This window comes from Corynebacterium sp. HMSC29G08, assembly GCF_001806875.1.
In the GTDB taxonomy this organism is placed as follows: Bacteria; Actinomycetota; Actinomycetes; order Mycobacteriales; family Mycobacteriaceae; genus Corynebacterium.
This window is the reverse complement of record NZ_KV786209.1, coordinates 137220-153359: the sequence shown is the minus strand read 5'-3', so window position 1 is coordinate 153359 and position 16140 is coordinate 137220. Positions and strand designations below refer to the sequence as shown.

Below are 16140 nucleotides of genomic sequence, written 5' to 3'. Positions count from 1 at the left end.
CACCATGGCGTTACTAAATCGGTGGTCTGAACAGGAGCAGCGGTTCACCTCGCTAGAGATCTGCGCCGGCGCTGGAGGCCAAGCGCTTGGCTTGGAACGCGCAGGCTTTACCCACCAAGCGATGGCCGAAATTGATGACTGGGCGGTGAAAACGCTCCATGCCAATCGAGAACAATTGGGCGGCAGGGACGTGGAGATTCTCCATGAGGACGTTCACAACTTGGACGGTACAAAGTGGCGCGGTCAGATCGACTTGTTCGCCGGCGGAGTCCCGTGCCCACCATTCTCTATCGCAGGCAAACAACTCGGATCGGATGACGAACGCGACTTGTTCCCTCAGGCATTGCGCTTGATTGACGAGATCCAGCCGAACGCCGTAATGCTTGAAAATGTTAAAGGCTTGTCTCAAAAGCGTTTTGACAACTATCGAACACAGATCATCGACCAGTTAAATGACCTTGGGTACACCACATTTTGGGATCTTTTCCAGGCTGCAGATTTTGGTGTCCCCCAGCTACGCCCCCGTTTCATCCTTGTTGCTTTGCGTAATGAACTCGCCCACCACTTCCATTGGCCAGAGCCTTTAGGTCACCGCGTGAGCGTTGGTGAGGCTTTGGGCGAGATGATGGGTGCAGCAGGTTGGCCGGGTGCTGAAGATTGGGCGAAGCAGGCCACTTCTGTCGCCCCAACACTCGTAGGCGGCTCCAAGAAGCATGGCGGACCAGATGTCGGCCCCACCCGCGCCCGTGAAGCCTGGAAACTGATGGGGGTCCGAGGGTCCTCTATCGCCGACGAAGCGCCAGGTCCAGATTTCCCTGTCGGCGACCCAGACAACATGCCACGCCTGACGGTCCCAATGGGCGGAGTGCTACAGGGGTTCCCACACGATTGGCAATGGCAAGGAGGGAAAACGGCGCAATGGAGGCAAGTTGGCAACGCTTTCCCGCCCCCAGTTGCAGAAGCAATCGGCCAATCAATACGTGCTGCGCTCAGCGAAGGGTTGACAGCTGCACCACAGATTCGGGTCTCGTAGGTTGAGCGATGATCAACGATCCAATCGCACAAGAGTTAGCTGAGTTTTTTCGATCCAGAATTGCTGATGGCGAAGAAATGGGGCGTGTCTTTCGACAAACTTTCGATCAGGCCTACGACGGCCAACACACCGGTCGGTTTCGACCATCAGATTTAAGCAAAACCGAACTCGCCCACATTGGTTCCTTGTTGGAGATCAATATCCGACGTACGTTCGACAGCTTTATATCCGACGGCGATCACATGGATTACAAAATCCTCGGACACGAGGTGGACTGTAAATACTCCAAGGCACCGTACGGTTGGATGATCCCTGATGAAGCAATGGGGACATGTCGCCATGCTCTGCCACGCTAGTGAAGAGGCAGCCCTCTTTAGAGTTGGCTTTCTCCGAATAACGCCTGAAGTGCTCAATGCTGGAGCTAACCGGGACCGTAAGCGCACCCTCAACAAACTTGGTCGAGATTCGATTGCATGGGCTTGGATGGAGCATCATTACCCCAAGAACATTCTCCTCATGCTGGAACCTTCGTCTCTCGAACTCATTATGGGACAGTCGAGTGGGCAGGCTCGCTTGGACAATCTCTTCCGTCTCGTACAGCAGGAGCTCATTCCCCGAGGTGTGGTGTACACCGTCGCACAACAGAAGGACCCCATGAAGCGGATTCGCTATAACGGCGGGTCCCGCTCGAATCTCCAACCTGAAGGAATTCTCATTCTTGGCGATTACAAGCGTCACCAACGGATCGCGCATGCACTTGAACTCCCCGTCTGCCACGAAGGCGACAGTCTCTCGGTGCGTGTATATCCTGCCGAACCAGGATTTTCTGGGCGCACAGTCACAATTGGGAACCATCTGTGGCGAGTTGCAACCCAGAGCGATCCGGTAGTGCCTGCCCCTCGTATCCCCATGGAATGACAAGAACGACATAAAGCAAGCAACGAATGAATGCGACAGCGCGTGCACAGAATTAGCCCTCCCACTGCAGCTTTTTCAACCCGTGATGCTCGGCCCACACCACCTGGACTGCGGTTGTCCTGGAGGCGGTCTGGACAGTGCGGATGTACGGACTCACAAAATCAGACTACTGATTACCCTCGCCACTACCCGCTTAGTGCCGAACTTTCCACCACCATAACCCCATACCCACAGGCCACAATGTCAAGAGTGATTTTCATCACCTGCCATTGAGCCAAGTCAGGACCTGCCGGAACTCGCCGTTGTATACATTGTATATAAAGTATAAATTCCCGGCGGTGTATAACAAATATATTCTCTATATAGAGTATAAAGTCCACGGCAGGCAGACGATCGGAGCTTCATGAACCCCTTCACTCCCACATTCGGTGTCTCTCCGTCAGTGGTGCTCGGAAGAGAGTCCGTGGTCACGCGCTTCTCCCGAAGTTTAGACGGCAGCGTTGGTGATCCGCGGCGCATCCTCTTGATCTCTGGGCCCAGGGGCATCGGCAAGACCATTACTCTGAACGAGTTGGAAGATGCTGCTGCACAACACGGTTGGATGGTCATCCGCGCTCACCCTTACGACTTGATCGGTCCACTCGTGAACACAATCGTTCCCGAAGCCATTCAAAAAGTCAGCCAGCAAGACAATGGTGGCCGACGCATCACAGGAATCAGTGTCGCGGGAATTGGATCCATTTCAACTGAGCAACGGAACACTCCCCAACCAGTACCATCCCTCATTTCTGTCCTTAACCAATTGTGCGATGTTGTCGGCGATCGCTCCGGTGTTTTGATCACGCTGGATGAGGTGCAAAGCGCCGACCCTAACGAACTGTGGGAACTTTCATCGGCCATCCAAGACTTGCGTCGGGATAACCGCCACATCGCCTTTGCAGCAGCCGGATTGCCCGATGGGATCAACTCATTGCTCAAACATCCGGGCACTACTTTTCTGCGGCGAGCTCAGCATGTAAGCCTTGCCCCGATGACCCCGCAAGAAACTATTGAGATCCTGACGTCCACAGCAGGCGAAGTAAATATCACCCTCAACAGCGACACTCTCGACAAGGCTGCTGCTCTAACTCGCGGCTACCCCTTCCTTATTCAGCTTCTAGGATTCCACCTGGTTGAGGAAGTACGCTCCGCCAACCGCAGCATCATCGAGCCATTCGATGTAGATGCAGTGACAGAAACCGTTCTAGATACCCTTGGCCAGCTAGTACACGGACCGGCGCTCCTCGGGGTCCCACGCTCGCAAACCGACTATCTCACCGCCATGGCTGAAATTCAGGAGGACTCCTCGCCAGTTTCAACCGGCCAAATCGCTGAGCTTCTAGGCAAACGACCTCAAGACCTCACCGTCGTGCGCCAGCTACTTATAGAGCGCGAGCTGCTATACAGCCCACGGCGCGGATACCTGAACTTTGTTATTCCGCACATGGCTCATCACCTGCTCAACAGCGGCACCCGAGACACCGGGTGGGACTAAGCGCGAAGGACTAGGCGCGGAGCCACAGCTCCTGGAGTGTGGCGTACTCCCCCACTTCGGCGGCAAATGTTTCGTCGTGGCAGGTCATGATTACGGCTTGGCCGTTGGTCAGGGCCTCGGCGATAAGTGTGTGGGCGACGCTGCGGCAGGTGTTGTCTAAGCCCACGTCGGGCTCATCAAGCAAGACCAATTGCCGATCCTGGCTGAAGACCTGAGAGAGCTGCGCCAGTCGCAGGTGCGCTGCCGGCAGGTCCAGCGGATGCTCCTCCGGATCCAGGGGCACACCCAGATCGGCGAGCCGGGCGAGTGCTTCAGAACTGTTGATAAAGCCCCCAGTGGTGACCTCGGCGATCTGGTCAGCTGCACGCTGTAGCGCCAATGACACGGTTACGCCATGGGTGTTGGCAATGCCGGGGTTGTCATCAAGACCGGCGAGTGCGCGCAGCAGCGTGGTCTTGCCGGCACCATTTGCGCCGCGCAGCCACACAACCTCCCCAGGACGCGGCGCGAGTTCCACAGGGCCCGCGGTGAACACTGGCGTGGTGTCTGCACGAAACTGCCACCACTTGCGGGGACGCTGACCACGGGTCGCGGCCACCTCGCCCAGTTCCAGCGCCGGCAAACCAGCAGGCGCCACTGGCTCTGGGAGCGTTATGGGGGTGGGGGTCGTTGGGGGTTTTAACGTGGCGTCGATAAGCAAAAAATGCCCTTGCCCACGGGAGGTGAGCACGACGACGCGCGAGGACAGACTGTCCAACAGCGACTGGATGCGCGCGGCGGAATCCGGGTCAAGGCCCGCGAACGGATCATCAAGCACCAGGATCTCGGGCTCAATGATGGCAACACACGCAATGGCCAGGCGGCGCGTCTGCCCACCGGAAAGCTTCGCGGGGTTGCGGCTTGCAAGGTCGGTGAGGTCCGCACGCGCGAGCATGTCGTTGACACGGCGGGTCATTTCCTCGCGCTGGACGCCGCGCTGCTCCAGGCCAATGGCTACCTCTTCGGCAACGGTGTCGCGCAGAAACGTCAGGTGAGCGATCGGGTCCTGGCCAACAACGGCGGCGTTAGGCCAGGTGTCATGAATCTGGTTGGCAAGGGTGCTTAAGCCCGAGCCGGACGCGCCGGTAACAACCACCTGCTTCTGCGTGGAAAGGGCGTGTTCAAGTGCGGTTAGATCCAAATCGCCACCCCCAAACACACCACGGGGGCTGCGATGCGGATGATGCGCTGCAGCGTGGAATCATGCACCGGCCTTAAGACCGTGCGGGGACCTGCAATGCCGTAGCCTGCGGTTTCAAGGGCGCGGCCGCGGTGGGCACTGAGTGTGAGCAGCTCTGAAAGCACCGGCATGATCACATGCGGCACCACAGTCTTGATGGTGATGGGCCTTGCTTGAAGACGGTTCGCGTCACGCACCGCACGCACCCGCGCGCTCGCCTGCGGAATGAGTTGGAGTGTGGCGCCCGCGATGTAAGACAGGCGGTTGCCGCCGCGGCGGACCTGCAGCACTTTGGCCAGGTCGGGCACGCGGATGAACACGCCGGCGGACAGGATGCAGGCCATGAGCGCGGAGAAGCGCAACGCAAGCACGCCTGCGACGGCAAGGCCGTCTTTTGTAATTAGCGGGGCGATTCGTTCCTGGCCGTAAGGCGCGTGAATCAGCACCATCGATAACGCCACCGGCACAGCCAAAGCTGCGACGGCGGCGATCAGCGCGAAATTTCGTGTCTTCAGCGTGCCTAGGATCAACGCCAGAGTAAGCACCGCCGCAGAGACGATGGGAAGGTTCAACCCCATGACCAAAATCCATCCGGAAGCGCCTAAGGAAAGCGCGGTCAAGGGGTTCAGCATGGCGTTAGACCTGCGGGGTTGGCTGGGTCTGCTCAGTCTGCTTTGCCACTCCCGGCGCGAACGCGCTTACCGTGCGCTTTGGCAGTGCCTTGACGGTGAAGAAGGCAATCAGCATGACTAGGACCTTATCCACCGGGTCAGAGATAAACGCCTGGGTGGTCACAGAGGCGATCAGGGAGGCACCCATCTCGCGGAAGAGGCTGACCATCGCGCCTGTGCCAACGCCGGCGGTGCCGCCGTAGACAAATGCTGCAACTGGCGCGGCAACCATGCCGCCGATCACGCCGAGTACCAGACCGTAGACCACAACAAGGCCGATGTTCTTGAACGCGTGGAGGTTGTGAATGAACACGCCGGAAAGGTAACCGATCAGCGCAGCACCGGCTGCAAACGGTAGGGCTGCCGGGTTGAGCAGGCCCCACACCACGTTATTCAGCGCACCCGTGGTCATACCCGCAACCGGGCCCGCCAAAGCGGCGACCAGCACAGTGCCGATGGTGTCTAGGTACAGCGGCAGGCCGATCGAACCTACGATCTCCCCCACCACGGAGTTGATGATCATGGCGATTGGGATAAGGCCCAGCGTGCGTGCCGGCAACACCGGGACGGTAGCAATAAGCAGAAGGATCGTACCCACGCCGTAGCCAAGAAGCGTGATGACACCCTGGGTGGAGCCGGTGACGGTGTCCCAGTCGGTGGGGCGCAGTAGAACGAGGTAGAGCCAGGTTGCTGCGATGATGACAGCGCCGGCGATCACAAGCGCGCGTCGCGCTGGCGTCCAGGTGGCAGTTTGTGACATTGATGGGCCTTCCAAAGATGTTGCGAGAGCATAAGAGCGCTCGACAAAACGAGAAACAGGAACCTCCCCTGCTATGCCTATGTCACCTCGGCCGCAGTGGAATCGCTGGGGAAGTTTAGCAGCTTTTTACTTGAGTTCATGCGTGGGCTAATCTTCGGCCTTGCGGTGATAGCCCGCAGCGAGTGTGGGATCACCTACTGCAAACCGGGTGTGCACATGGCAGGATCGCTCGAATTCTGCCCACGCTTTGCCGATGTCACTGCTAGTGAGTAGAGCTGCGTTGGGCGCGTGATCGAATATGCCCTTCAGGTCCGCGGATACTGCCCCGCGCATGAGCTGCGAATCAGCCTCTACTTGCAGGTAAGCGGGTTCGGTGGTGGCAGGGACGCGCTCCAAAGCAACCAGCACGGTGAGCAGGTCATGGATCTGAGCGCCGTAGCCCTCCCCCACGTCCTGGTGGAACTCAAAGTAGAACCGCACGATCTCTTTCAGGTGCTGCGCGATAGGTTGCGCACCGAGTAACTCAACGATATTTTCGAGACGCTCTGGGGTCAGCCACATCTGCTCGGTGACGTTGAGCGGGCACAGCGTGATCGGAGTGTGGGCAACGCGAAACGCCTCATTGGCCGCGTGCGGGTCCACCCAAAAGTTCCACTCCGCATTCGGTGTGGTGTTGCCCGGGTAGTTTACTGCCCCGCCCATCACCGTGATGTGCTTCAGGCGCGAAAAGTGCGCCGGGTACTGGTGGGCGAACACTGCCAGGTTGGTCATCGGGCCTGTCACAATTAAGTGCAGGTCATCCGTGCCACGCTCAATGGCATCGATCCACAGCTCCTGCCAGTCATCCTCAACATGACGCTTCGGCGCTTCGACATAGCCAAGACCAGTCTCACCGTGGGTTTCCGGCGTGGTGGTCAGCGGCCACTGCAGCGGCACCTTACATCCAGCGGCAATCGGAATGGTGCGCAAACCACACTGCGCTAGGACAAATGCGGCGTTTTGGGCGCATTGGGCCGCTGTGGTGTTTCCCGCGGACGTCGTTACGCAATCAAGCTCCACTTGCCCTGCATGGTTTGCTGCGGCCAGGTAGATGAGTGCGAACGTGTCATCAATGCCCGGGTCACAATCTAAAATTACGCGCTGCACGGCTTCGTCTCCTTCCCCAGCACCAGATACACAATCAGCGTGGCGCCAAAGAGTGCTCCACACACACCAAACGCAGCGCTGAATCCGAATACCTGGGCGACAGCACCCAACAACACCGGCGCAAGAATCTGACCAGCATCCTGCGCCATCTGGAACGTGGAAAGCACCTTGCCACCAGAGCGATCATTACCAATCACATCAGCCAACGAAGCCTGGATCGCTGGGCTCATCAACCCACTGCCCACACCTGCGAATACAGAAAGAATCATCAACGGCCAAAAACTTGTTGCAAAGCCAAGCGCCGCAGTAAACACACCAGCTGTGACCATCCCGGCGATGATCATGGGGCGTCTTCCCACCACGTCTGCAAGCCGCCCGGAGAACTGCAAGGTCACCGCCGTGCCAAACGCAAACGCGGTAAGCGCAAGCCCAGAGGCTGCCGCGCCGTTTTTGAACACCGAAGCGGCGAACAGTGGCAGCACCGCCACACGCGCGCCGAAGTTGACAAACCCGTTGCTAAAACCACTGACTAGAAGCGCACGGTACGTCGGGGTGGCCCACGCCGTACCAAGACGCATCGCTGGCTTCGGCTTCGGCAGCACAGCGTTCGTATTCGGCCTATTTGTAAGCACCCACACCAACAGTGCCGCCAAACCCACACCGACGCCATAGACAGCAAACGGGACACGGAAGCCCAAAAACGACAAGGCCGCGCCAATGATGGGTCCGAAAATATTGCCCAACAAAAACGCGGTGGCATACAAGGCATTGGCACGCCCGCGGATCTGCGGATGCGTCACGCGAACAATCAGCGCCTGCGCCGACAGCGTAAACATGGTCGAACCAAAACCAGCGATAAAGCGCAGCGCCATGATCTGCCAGTACGCCTGCGCGAAGGCAACGAAAAATGTCGCGCCCGCCACGATACTCAGCCCCGTGAGATACACCGGGCGCGAGCCAAGCTTGTCCACCAGCACACCAGCGCCAGGAGCGCCGAGAAGGCGCGCAAGAGCGAACACCGAAATCACGGCACCCGCTGCGGCCATGGAGACGCCGAAGCTTGCTGCAAACTGCGGCAGCACCGGGGCAATGAAGCCATAGCCCAAAGCAATAATGAACGCGGCAGCAACCAACACCCAGATTGTTCGCGGGATCTTAGGTGTGGGTTGCGCCGGGTGAGGGATTACTTGTGTCATGTCAGCGACAAGCCTAGCCCGAAATGTTCTTCCACCTCAAAGCGGCAAATTCGAACAGGCATTCTATTTTGCGGATGGAGTGTTGGGAGCAGGTTCTAGTGTGTGAGCCATGTTCAATACCACATTCAATACCAACGCAATTTCCACTGACCTGTCCACCGAGATCCAAACCCGCTTCCCCGCCGCCGTTGAGGCGCTGCAGGCAATCGTGCACCACCCACGCTCACTGTCGCGGCTCACCGCGGCGTGGCGCCCACCGGTGAAAACACTGCCGCGATTTGCTGGAGGAGCACAACTCACTGCAGCCATCACACGGCGGCGGGTGGGACCAAGAGCACGCGCCAGGATCCGCGGCTACGGGCAAACACAGGTGCCCGCTTACCTGATCGAGGTCCGGGTCTCCGACATCGCTGGGGTGCCCGTTGATTCCCGGTTGGCCGAAGCGTGGGTGCGCACCATGGTGGCTCCCGAAAGTGCCGCCGCAATCCATGAGCTGACTAACGGGCGCAGCATCAGCTATGTCTGGCTGGTCGACGGGCAGTTCAACCCAATCGAGTCTCCCTCGTCAATGTTTGCGGGACTCACCGCAGCCTAAGGGCGACTAGTCCTCGTCGAACTCGTCTTCATCGTCGAGGTCGTCCTCATCCTCATCTGGGTGGTCGTGGCCGAAGATGTCGTATACATCGGGCTCCTCGTCCTCGTCCACCGGCAGAAGCTGTGTCTCCCAGTCCTCTGCCTGATCAGCGGCGAGCGAGAGCACATCAAACAGACGATCAAAGTCCGTGAACTGGCCAAGGTCCAACACCTCAGCATCCTCAACACTTTCGTGCTGGATGACTTCAAACAGGCGCAGGCGATCCTCCTCGGTCAGCTCGGCGTCTCCGTCGGACTCCCACAGCTCACCAATGGCGTCATCCACCAAATCATCATGGTCATCAGACAGGACCACGAACTGCACCTCGGCGCTTGGCGTGCCATCTACAACCTGCAGGAGTACGTGCAACTCAGCACTGTCACCAACCTCAGCACGCACCAGATCCGGGTTCACCCCGTCCTGGAAAAACTCCAGATCCCCAATGCGCTCATCGGTGCCCTCAAGCAGGTCCGCAAGCACCGTAACCACCTGGTCCGTTGCCATATGCGTAGCTACGGTGTCCACCGCATCTTCAACCGAAAACACCACAGAGACCAGGATGGCTTCAAACTCATCATCGTCTTCATCCACATCAGCCGCCGCGATATACACATTTGCCGCCGGCAGGTGCGGATCAATCTCAACAAACTGAATCTCCACATCGGCCGTAATTGGCACAAACATGGTTTCATCGTGCACGCGCGACTCAATGCCCTCGCGGTCTAAAGCTGCAGCAATGTCCTCGAAAAAGCTCACGGTAGAACTACCTTTCTGGCAACGGACATCCACGACGCAAAACCGGCGCGGATGCGGACCCGCCCCAGCCTAGCCACGAAACGAAAACGGCGCTGATTAATTCGTGCTGTTTATTTGCCGCCTACTCGTCGTCTTCCACCAGCTCGCTACGGCCAATCCCCCACTCACGCATGTCAAAGCCCTCCCACGCACGACGCTGCCTGGGCTTCGGATCGAACAGCACCGAGAATTCACGGTCAAACACGGCCGTGGCACGCCCCGGGATGTCCTCATCACGGAACCCGTACTCCGGCCACTCCTGGCCCGGTCGCCCATGGTGGAAAAACTCACCCCAGTGGTACTGCATCGTGCGGCTGACCGCCTGGAAATCCTCAACCGGCGCAAAGCGGTCAATCTTGGACGCGCGGGTGGCATGCGGGTCACCAAACACCGGCGCCAAATCAGAGGTATGCACCGCACCAAGGCCGATTCGACGCATCGCCTCGGAGGCATAATCGAAGCGATACATCCACGTATCCGCCACCTGCCGGTGCGCCGTAGCAATCAACACGGACGGCGCCCAAAACACAGCGTCTGCAATCAGCTCCGCAAAATCACCCCTCCCCACCACATCGCCATACACCCGCATGACGTTGGTGACATTGTCCGGGTCATACACGCTAAGCGCCCGGCGCGTCGCACGTTGGCGCTGCTTGATGGTTTGGTACATGGTTTTGGCAAAGCTGGCTTCATCAGCATTTGTGCCAATGATCAGTGGCACCGCTGCTTGATCGCCGGTGTCAAACACATCGATGGGGTGCGCCTTGAGGGTTACCCCGTCCACGGTTGGCATGAACGCGGTATTAAATTGCACCAGTTCTTTGCCGTTGAACAGCATGGATTGGCCGGTTCTCACTAGTTCTGCCGCATCTGCGTTACGCAAGTCTTCGAGGGTGGACAGGCGGGACATCCCCATGCCGTCAATAAGCTCGTGCACCCACATCTCGGCCTGCGCGCGAGAGTGCACGCTGGCAGCCGGCGGGCTTTGGGCAATAGCTGCGTGAAACATGCCGCGCGCTAGTGGGGCGCACATGAGGTGTAGGACTGCGGCACCACCGGCGGATTCGCCCATGATGGTGACACGCTCTGGGTTCCCGCCAAAGTTGGCAATGTTGTCTCGCACCCAGGCTAGGGACAGAATCTGGTCATGGATAGCTGGGTTTGCTTCACAGTCCGAGCCCACGGAGCGAAAATCCAGGTACCCCAGCACGCCGAGGCGGAAGTTCACGGAGACGTAGACAACGTTGGTGGCTTTGGCCAGCACGTGGCCGCGCAGGACTTTCTCGTGGCTTGCGCCGGTGACAAAGGTGCCGCCGTGGAAGTAGACCACCACGGGCAGCTCTTCATCAGTATCCGGGCGGACAATGTCCAACGTCAGGCAGTCCTCTGTGCCTATGACGTGGTCTTTCCACCCAAAGGAGCCTTGGAGTGCGGGTGGGGCAAAACGGGTGGCCTCGCGCACACCTTCCCAGGGGATGACCATCTGTGGGGCTCGGAAACGTCCAGCTCCACCGGTTGGTCCGCCATAGGGCACGCCGCGCCAGGTGCGCACTCCAGTTCGGGGGTGGATGAAGCCGCGCACGGTTCCCGCTGAAGTGGGCACCTCTAGACTTTGCTGTCCATCCATGTCCGCCAGCGTAGCGCTGGGCACCCGTAGACTGTTTTGAGAACAAAAAGGAGGTCACCGAAATGCTTGGGACTAAACAAAACAAAAAGAGCACCAAAAAGAGTACAGACGCACAGATCACGGAAAGCGCAACGAGGGCACTGATTAGAGACATTGAGGCTGAGGATCCCAACCGTTTGGTTGAGGACGCTGGCCCCTTGGGCAAAGCGTTTATTAGCTCTGTCAACGCCGCGGTGAAGCTGCAAACAGGAGTTATCCGCGCGTACGTGAATTGGCTGCGGCGTCAGAACCCGGACGCCACGCCGGATGAGATTCAGGCGCTGATGTCAAAGCAGTTCCGCACCACCGTTGCTACAACCGGTGCGGGTGCTGGTCTTGCGGCGGCGATTCCGGGTGTTGGGTTGCTCACTGGCACTGCAGCAATTGCTGGTGAATCCGTGCTGTTTTTAGATTTAGCTGCGTTTTATACCGTTGCTTCGGCGTATCTGCGCGGTACGGATATCTCGGACCCGGAGCGCCGCCGAGCGGTTGTGCTCACCACGCTGACCGGCGCGAAGGGCGTGGCCATTGTGGATACGATGCTGGGCTCTGACGGCTCTAAACCGCTGAGCAAAAACACGCTGAATAAGTTCTCCGGGCCAACGTTGAAGGAAGCAAACGGCTTGCTGACTCGGTTTGCGCTGCGTTCCATGCGCCGCAAGCTACTCCGTGGCTGGATTGGCAAACTCTTGCCGCTTGGGCTTGGTGCACTTGCCGGCAGGGCTGCGAACCGGAAGCTTGCAGACGCGGTGGTGGATAACGCCGTCGGCGCCCTTGGTGCCACACCCGTAGCATTTGCGGAACCCTTGCCGGAGAAGGCAGAAGCTACCGAAGCGGAGATGAGCATGGATCCCCGTAGCTTTGCTGCCTGGATTTTGAAGATGTTCAAAAACTCCAAGAAGAACCCAACTACGGAAGTAGAAAACGAGACCGACTAGATTTTGTCTTCCCTTACCTCCCATCCCAGCGGCAAAAGCAGCACTCCGCCCAGCGCAAGACGTGCGCTGTTGCGTGCGCTGTCCGCCAACCGCGGCGCTGCCATTGTGGCTTTTTCCGCCGCGGTGCTTTCGGCGGTGTTTCAAACCGCAGTGCCGGCGCTGACGGGTCGTGCAATAGACATTGCCGCGGGCAATACGTCCGGTGATATCCACAAGATCGCCTGGGCGATGGTGGCCATTGCACTTGCCACGTTTGTTGTGAACTTCATCCGTAGGTTCACGTCTGGGCGCTTGGCGTCTAATAGCCAGCACTGGATGCGGGTGCAGCTTCTTCGCACGTTGCATCGGCTGGATGGGCCGGGCCAGGACCGCATTGTTGCGGGCCAAGTGGTGTCGCGCTCTATTACAGACTTGGGTCATTTCCACATGGTGTTGGGTATGTCTCCAATGCTGTTTACCCGCGCGTTGCAGCTTGTGGCCACGCTTGTGGTGATGTTTGCCATGGACGTCTCACTGTCACTGATGGCACTGGCGCTGCTTCCGCTGATGATTTGGGAAGCAAACCGTTCTCGCCGTTTGCTTTACGCCGCAACATGGGTGAATCAGCAAAAGGCCGCCGATCTGACGCAGCAGGTTGAGGAGACGGTCTCAGGCGTTCGTGTGGTACAGGCGTTTGGTCAGGAACAGCGCGAGATTGATGCGCTGGATACCTTGGGCAAGGAGCTTTACGCGGTGAAGATGCGCACCGCAAAGCTCACTGCGCGGTTCCAGCCGTTGTTGGCTCAGTTGCCCAAGGTGGCCCTGGTGATCACGATTGTGCTTGGCGGCATGAGCGCGCTTCGCGGTAACATCACGGTTGGCACGTTTGTGGCGTTCACCGCCTACCTCACTGCGATGACCACGCAGCTTTCCGCTCTGACAAGCCAGTATGTGCGCATCCATATGGGGATGAGCTCGGTTGCACGCTTGGAAGACGTCCTCCACCTCGCCCCCGAAGAACCCGAAGCACCCGAAGAACCCGATACACAACAAGCACAAGCTGCCTCCGGCATCGGCTTCGATCACGTGGATTTTGCGCTGGGCGGCAACCAAGTGCTGGATGATTTCACGCTGCATGTCAATCCCGGCGAGCAGGTGGCTATCGTCGGCCCGCCAGGTTCCGGCAAGACTATGGCTTTGCAGCTTGGCGGCGGTTTCTACACCCCTGATGAAGGGACGGTTGTTCCCACTGATCGCAGCTACGTTACGTGTGTTTTTGATGAGGCCTTCCTCTTTTCCACCTCCGTTTACGACAACATTGCACTGGGCAACCCGGAGGCCACGCAGGCTGAGGTGGAGCAGGCAGCGCGCTTGGCGCTTGCAGATGAGTTCATCGAGCGCCTGCCCGAGGGCTACCAGACCGAAGTCGGTGAGCGCGGGCTGACCCTATCCGGTGGACAGCGTCAGCGCGTAGCCCTCGCCCGTGCTCTGTTGAGCCGCCCAAAGGTGCTTTTGCTTGACGACGCCACGTCTGCCATCGACGCCGTCAACGAAGCCAAAATCCTGGCCAACCTCCGCAGCCACCTCCAAGGGGTGACCGTGATCGCGGTGGCGCACCGTCAATCCACGGTGGACCATGCAGACCGTGTGATTGTCATGGACCACGGCCGCGTGATTATGGACGGCCCACGTGACCAGGTTGTGTGTACCAGTGCGTACCAGGCGTTGATGGGGGCTAATCCGGTTGAGGAGGTTGAGGGCGTTGAGGGGAGCGTCGATAAGCAAAAGCCCTCTGTGGACTCCCTGTGGCCTCAGGTAGCTGAGGATGATGTAGCTGCCTCGGCCACCGAAGCACTCATGGAGCGGGTTGCCCAGCTGCCGCAAGCCACGGAAATGCCGCATCTGCGCCTGGGCGAGGGCGAGTTCCGTGTGCGCGACCTGTTTTCCGCTGTGCGCTGGCTGATTGGGGCAACGGTTGCGCTGCTCGTTGTTGGTGTGGCGGCGGATCTGGCATTTCCAACGCTGACCCGCGCAGCGATTGACGGCGGCATAGAGCAGGGCAACAAGGAGTTTTTGCTGCACGTCGGCGCCCTTGGCTTGGGCGTGGTGCTGATCGCCTGGGCTGCGGAGGTAGCAATGACAGTGCTGTCCTCACGCGCTGGCGAGCGTCTGCTCTACGGGCTTCGGCTACGCAGCTACGCGCACCTGCAGCGGCTGGGGTTGAGCTATTTCGAATCACGGCTCTCCGGCAAGATCATCACGCGCATGACCACGGACATTGACACGCTGTCCTCGTTTTTGCAGACCGGTCTTGCCCAGGCGATTGTGGCCGTCGGCTCGCTGATTGGTGTGTCCGTAATGTTGATTTCCACTGATGGCGCGCTGACGCTGATCGCCATGCTGGCCGTGCCCGTGATCGTGCTTGCCACCATGGTGTTCAGGCATTTTTCCAAGCGCTTCTACCGCGCCGCACGCACACAAGTCAGCCTTGTCAACGGGCAGTTTGCTGAGCTGATCGGCGGCATTCGGGTTACCCAGATGCACCGCGGCGAGGCCCGTGCAGAGGCTGCTTTTGCTGTCGAATCCGATCTGTACCGTCGCCTGCGCATGCGCTCTATTACCGCCATGGGCCTGTACTTTCCCGCCATGCAGGCTATAAGCCAGATCATGACCGCACTGGTGATTGCCATTGGTGCTCAGCGCGTGGCGGACGAAACACTGAGCATCGGTGTGCTTGTCGCCTTCACCATGTATCTCGGCCAGCTCTACGGCCCAATTCAGCAGCTTGGCCAGATTTTTGATTCCTGGCAGCAGGCCACCGTCAGCTTCGAGCGCATCACCCAACTGCTGGGCGAGCGCACCGATGTGCCCGACACTGGCACCTCCCCCGATGCTCGCCAGGCTGCCCGCGGGGAGCTTTTGCTTGATCGCACCACGTTTACCTACCAAAGCGCCGACTCGCCCACCATCGCGAATATGACCCTTGCGCTGCGCCCAGGCGAAAACGTGGCCCTGGTCGGCCCGACCGGTGCGGGTAAATCCACCGTAGTCAAACTCCTGGCGCGCTTTTACGACCCAGTCGAGGGCGCCGTGCGCGCCTCGGGTGTAGATATTCGTCAGTTCCCGCTGCCGCAGTGGCGCCGCAGCCTGGCGCAGGTGCCGCAGGAGTCCTACCTGTTTGCCGGCACCGTTGCCAGCAACATTGCCTACGGAGTCCCGGAGGCCACCGACGCCGACATCGAGGCTGCCGTGGAGCGCATCGGCGCTTTGGGCGTCATCGCATCCATCCCAGGCGGCTTCAACGCGCGCGTGGGTGATCGCGGCAGGCGTCTGAGCTCGGGCCAGCGACAAATCATCGCGCTTGCGCGTGCCGAACTGCTGGAGCCGGACGCGATGCTTCTAGATGAGGCGACTGCCACGCTGGATCCTGCGACCGAACGCGCCGTGCTCAACGCATCAAACCAGGCCACCGTTGGGCGAACTGCCGTTATTGTGGCGCACCGGCTTGCCACCGCCGCGCGGGCGGACCGTATCGTGTTTATTGATTCGGGACGTATTGTGGAAGACGGCACGCACGCTGAATTGCTCGCTATGGGAGGCCGGTATGCACGCATGTGGAAGGCACACCGATAATGGGGGTAGTTCCCGCGG

14 protein-coding genes are annotated in these 16140 nt (G+C 59.2%); 7 read left to right on the top strand and 7 right to left on the bottom strand.

The window, feature by feature from the left end:
* Window positions 1–4: 4 nt before the first annotated feature.
* From HMPREF3101_RS01095 to HMPREF3101_RS01085, 4 genes are all read left to right on the top strand, one after another.
* On the top strand, window positions 5–1033 hold the full coding sequence (locus HMPREF3101_RS01095; protein ID WP_070462079.1) for a DNA cytosine methyltransferase: 1029 nt from the start codon (window positions 5–7) through the stop codon (window positions 1031–1033).
* Window positions 1034–1041: 8 nt separating this feature from the next.
* A complete protein-coding gene (locus HMPREF3101_RS12340) occupies window positions 1042–1389 on the top strand; it encodes a NaeI family type II restriction endonuclease (RefSeq protein ID WP_246816591.1) in 348 nt (115 codons plus the stop codon).
* Window positions 1349–1951 (top strand): NaeI family type II restriction endonuclease, encoded by a 603-nt coding sequence (locus HMPREF3101_RS01090; protein ID WP_246816590.1) that lies wholly within the window; start codon window positions 1349–1351, stop codon window positions 1949–1951. Before HMPREF3101_RS12340 ends, HMPREF3101_RS01090 begins: the two co-directional genes overlap by 41 nt.
* Window positions 1952–2354: 403 nt before the next feature.
* Window positions 2355–3485 (top strand): AAA family ATPase, encoded by a 1131-nt coding sequence (locus tag HMPREF3101_RS01085; protein ID WP_070462078.1) that lies wholly within the window; start codon window positions 2355–2357, stop codon window positions 3483–3485.
* Window positions 3486–3495: 10 nt separating this feature from the next.
* On the opposite strand, the gene HMPREF3101_RS01080 is transcribed toward HMPREF3101_RS01085, so the two are convergent.
* From HMPREF3101_RS01080 to HMPREF3101_RS01060, 5 genes are all read right to left on the bottom strand, one after another.
* Window positions 3496–4665: an ABC transporter ATP-binding protein gene (locus HMPREF3101_RS01080; protein ID WP_070462077.1), complete on the bottom strand. Its 1170-nt coding sequence runs from the start codon at window positions 4663–4665 to the stop codon at window positions 3496–3498.
* Complete coding sequence (locus tag HMPREF3101_RS01075) at window positions 4656–5336, bottom strand: energy-coupling factor transporter transmembrane component T family protein (RefSeq protein ID WP_070462076.1); 681 nt, start codon at window positions 5334–5336, stop codon at window positions 4656–4658. Before HMPREF3101_RS01075 ends, HMPREF3101_RS01080 begins: the two co-directional genes overlap by 10 nt.
* A 4-nt stretch (window positions 5337–5340) precedes the next feature.
* Window positions 5341–6135: a glycosyl transferase family 9 gene (locus HMPREF3101_RS01070; RefSeq protein WP_070462075.1), complete on the bottom strand. Its 795-nt coding sequence runs from the start codon at window positions 6133–6135 to the stop codon at window positions 5341–5343.
* Between the two features lie 147 nt (window positions 6136–6282).
* The gene (locus HMPREF3101_RS01065) at window positions 6283–7281 is read right to left on the bottom strand and encodes a nucleoside hydrolase (protein WP_070462074.1); all 999 of its coding nucleotides are present in this window, start codon (window positions 7279–7281) and stop codon (window positions 6283–6285) included.
* Entirely contained in the window at window positions 7269–8477 is a 1209-nt protein-coding gene (locus HMPREF3101_RS01060) for an MFS transporter (RefSeq protein ID WP_070462073.1), read from the bottom strand. Before HMPREF3101_RS01060 ends, HMPREF3101_RS01065 begins: the two co-directional genes overlap by 13 nt.
* A gap of 109 nt (window positions 8478–8586) precedes the next feature.
* Here HMPREF3101_RS01060 and HMPREF3101_RS01055 point away from each other — a divergent pair, with 109 nt between their 5' ends.
* A complete protein-coding gene (locus HMPREF3101_RS01055) occupies window positions 8587–9072 on the top strand; it encodes a hypothetical protein (protein ID WP_070462072.1) in 486 nt (161 codons plus the stop codon).
* Between the two features lie 6 nt (window positions 9073–9078).
* On the opposite strand, the gene HMPREF3101_RS01050 is transcribed toward HMPREF3101_RS01055, so the two are convergent.
* Both HMPREF3101_RS01050 and HMPREF3101_RS01045 read right to left on the bottom strand, forming a co-directional pair.
* On the bottom strand, window positions 9079–9867 hold the full coding sequence (locus tag HMPREF3101_RS01050; protein WP_070462071.1) for a hypothetical protein: 789 nt from the start codon (window positions 9865–9867) through the stop codon (window positions 9079–9081).
* A gap of 121 nt (window positions 9868–9988) precedes the next feature.
* Window positions 9989–11533: a carboxylesterase/lipase family protein gene (locus HMPREF3101_RS01045; protein ID WP_070462096.1), complete on the bottom strand. Its 1545-nt coding sequence runs from the start codon at window positions 11531–11533 to the stop codon at window positions 9989–9991.
* 62 nt (window positions 11534–11595) lie between these two features.
* Here HMPREF3101_RS01045 and HMPREF3101_RS01040 point away from each other — a divergent pair, with 62 nt between their 5' ends.
* Both HMPREF3101_RS01040 and HMPREF3101_RS01035 read left to right on the top strand, forming a co-directional pair.
* On the top strand, window positions 11596–12510 hold the full coding sequence (locus HMPREF3101_RS01040; protein ID WP_070462070.1) for a hypothetical protein: 915 nt from the start codon (window positions 11596–11598) through the stop codon (window positions 12508–12510).
* 69 nt (window positions 12511–12579) lie between these two features.
* A complete protein-coding gene (locus tag HMPREF3101_RS01035) occupies window positions 12580–16122 on the top strand; it encodes an ABC transporter ATP-binding protein (RefSeq protein ID WP_246816589.1) in 3543 nt (1180 codons plus the stop codon).
* Window positions 16123–16140 lie beyond the last annotated feature (18 nt).